The sequence below is a fragment of the Rhodoferax sp. genome, assembly GCF_037143375.1.
GTDB lineage: Bacteria > Pseudomonadota > Gammaproteobacteria > Burkholderiales > Burkholderiaceae_C > Rhodoferax.
The window spans coordinates 1-2,304 of sequence record NZ_JBAWYV010000281.1 but is presented as its reverse complement, the minus strand read 5'-3'; the positions used below and the strand labels follow the sequence as shown (position 1 = coordinate 2,304).

The window sequence follows — 2,304 nt, the reverse complement described above, 5'->3', positions numbered from 1 at the left end:
GTCGTGGCGGCTGGAGGCTCAATCGGAATCATCATTCCGCCCTCGATCCCGATGGTTATTTTTGGTTTCATGACCAACATCTCGACCTCGCAACTTTTTGCCGGGGGCATGCTGGTGGGCGTGTTGATGGGGTTGTCCTTTTTGACCATCGCGGTCTGGATCTCCTGGCGCAAGGGCTACGGCGTGCGCCGCCCCTTTACCTGGGCGCAGGTGGCGCTGACCGGCAAGGCTGCGTTCTGGTCGATGGGCGCGCCGGTGGTGGTGCTCGGCGGCATTCTGACCGGCATCGTGACCGTGACCGAAGCGGCTGCGCTGGCGGTTTTTTACGCGCTGCTGGTGGGGACTTTGGTCAACCGCGAACTGGCCTGGAAGGATTTGCCCGGCCTCATCGTGCGCTCGCAAGTGGCGGCGGGGGGTATTTTGTTCATCATCGCCATGGCCAAGATCTTTGGCTGGCTGCTGGCCATGCAGCAAGGCGCGCGTCTGCTGGACGTTTTTGTCAACTCGCTCTCCTTGCCGCCAACCGGCTTGTTGCTGCTGGTCATGGCGCTGTTGCTGGTGGTGGGCTGCGTCATGGAAACCACGGCGGCCTTGCTGCTGCTGGTGCCGGTGCTGGCGCTGCTGACGCCGCAAATGCAGGTTGATCCGGTTCAGTTTGGCGTGTTGGTGGTGACCAATCTGGCCATCGGCATGCTGACGCCGCCCGTGGGTATTTGCCTGTTTGTGAGTTGCGGCATCGCCGGGGTGTCGCTGGGCAAAGTGTCCCGCGCCGTGATGCCGCTGGTGATCGTGGCGATGATTGATTTGATGATTGCCGCCCTGTGGCCGCCACTCACCCTGTGGCTGCCCACCCTGTTCTACCGTTAACCTTGAGCCGCGCCGCGTGAGCATCCTCCTGACCACCCTCAACGCCAAGTACATCCACGCCTCTTTGGGCTTGCGTTACTTGCTGGCGAACATGGGCGACTTGAAAGCGCAGACCACCTTGTGCGAGTTCACCATCGCCCGCAAGGCGCAAGACGTGGTCGATGAATTGCTGGCGGTTTTGGGCGCGCCGACGCCGGGCGCGGTGCAGATCATTGGCTTTGGTGTGTACATCTGGAATGTCACGCCCACGGCTGAGGTGCTGCGCCTGCTTAAAGCGCAGCGCCCCGACATCAAGCTGGTGCTGGGCGGCCCGGAGGTGAGCCACGAACTCGAAGAGCAAGCCATCGTGCGGCTGGCCGACCATGTCATTACCGGTTGGGGCGATGTGAGTTTTCCCAAGCTGTGCCGCGCGCTCTTGCACGGGCCGCAACCGCTGATGAAAATTATCGCCGGCGAGCAGCCGCCACTCGACCAGCTCACGCTGCCCTATGCCGAGTACACCGATGCCGATCTGGCGCACCGCCTGCTGTATGTGGAGGCGTCGCGCGGTTGTCCGTTCAAGTGCGAGTTTTGCCTGAGTTCGCTCGACAAGACGGCTTGGGCGTTCGACCTCGACGCTTTTCTGGCCGAGATGGATGGGCTGTACCAGCGCGGTGCGCGCAATTTCAAGTTTGTGGACCGCACGTTCAACCTCAAGATCGACGCCTCGGTGCGCATCCTGCAGTTTTTTCTGGACCGGATGACGCCGGATTTGTTCGTGCATTTTGAAGTCGTGCCCGACCAGTTGCCGGACCGTCTGAAAGCCATGATTGCGCAGTTTCCACCGGGGGTCCTGCAGTTTGAAGTGGGGGTGCAGAGCTTTAACGTTGAGGTACAGCAACGAATCTCGCGCAAGCAGGACAACGATAAAACCGCGCTGAACTTACGCTGGCTGGTGCAGGAGTCGAACGCGCATTTGCACACTGATTTGCTGTTTGGCCTGCCGGGTGAATCGATGGAAAGTTTTGCAGCGGGCTTTGACCGTCTGCACGCCTTGCACCCGCACGAGATTCAGTTGGGCATTTTGAAACGTCTGCGCGGCACGCCGATTGCCCGTCACACGGTGGAATACGGCATGGTTTACGACCCTGAACCGCCCTACACCGTGCGCCAAACCGGGGCCGTGGACGCAGACACGATGCAGCGCTTCACCCGCTTTTCACGCTACTGGGATCTGGTCGCCAACTCAGGGCGCTTCACGCAAACGCTGAACTTGTTGCTGGGCGAGGGCACTGAGGCTTGCGCCGATGAGCCTGCCGGTGCGGGCATGACCTCAATCAAAGCGGTGCTTCACTCGCCGTTTTATGCGTTCATGGGTTTTGCCGATTGGCTCTGGTCAAGCACCGCCAAAACCAGTGGCCTGACGCCCGAGCTGCTGGTCGATGCCTTGTTTGACTA

2 protein-coding genes are annotated in these 2,304 nt (G+C 60.8%); both read left to right on the top strand.

Features of this window, described 5'->3' with window-relative positions; genetic code table 11:
- A partial coding sequence (locus WCG50_RS18995; protein WP_336901160.1) for a TRAP transporter large permease subunit occupies positions 1 to 867 on the top strand: 867 nt, incomplete at its 5' end.
- Positions 868 to 883: 16 nt separating this feature from the next.
- Positions 884 to 2,304, top strand: a 1,421-nt coding sequence (locus WCG50_RS18990) for a radical SAM protein (RefSeq protein ID WP_336901159.1), incomplete at its 3' end; no start/stop codon positions are given.